The 613-nt window shown below is 76.5% G+C and carries 1 protein-coding gene; it reads left to right on the top strand.

Features of this window, described 5'->3' with window-relative positions; all coding sequences use genetic code 11:
• Positions 1–142: 142 nt before the first annotated feature.
• On the top strand, positions 143–613 hold a 471-nt coding region (locus tag GTW67_RS01615), incomplete at its 3' end, for a hypothetical protein (RefSeq protein WP_161163004.1).

The following is a 613-nucleotide window of genomic DNA, read 5'->3' on the forward strand; positions in this document are numbered from 1 at the left end:
CGGCCCCGACCCACAGACAACCGAAGGCGCTACCCGCACCCCCACCGAGGAGCCACAGGCCGCCGCAGGCATACGAGTGGCCCCCCGACGCCACACCCACCCGCTATGCCAAGTTTGTCTGATTAGCGCGTATCGTCGCCCCATGCCCACGCCATACGGATCCCGAGGCGGCATGGCGTTCGGCGCTCAGGAGCTGCGTGTGCTCCGGCGCGCCCTCGCCCTCGCCCTGAACCCCAGCCCCGCCTCGGCCGAGGACGTCCAGGACTGTCTCCGCCTCGCGGAGTCGCTCGACGAGGCGATGGGGGAGAGCGCCCGGCTGCGCGACTTCCTGATGGCCGACCTCGCCCGGTACCGCGCCGCCCTCCCCGGCAGCATCACCGGCTACCTCACCCTCCTCGACGAGGCCCTGAGCGCCGGCCACCGCCCCGCATCGGACGACCTCGCCGCCCTCCGGGCCCTGCGCGGCAACCCCACCGCCGCCGCCCTCCTGTCCCGCTGCGCACCGTCGGCGCCCACCGTCCCCGCCGCCCGCACCCGCCTCCACGCCCTCCCCGGCGGCCGCTGCGCCGCCGGCCAGGACCCGGCCGCCCGCCCCGGCGGCCCCGGCGCGAAA

The sequence above is a fragment of the Streptomyces sp. SID5910 genome, assembly GCF_009862125.1.
Classification (GTDB): domain Bacteria; phylum Actinomycetota; class Actinomycetes; order Streptomycetales; family Streptomycetaceae; genus Streptomyces.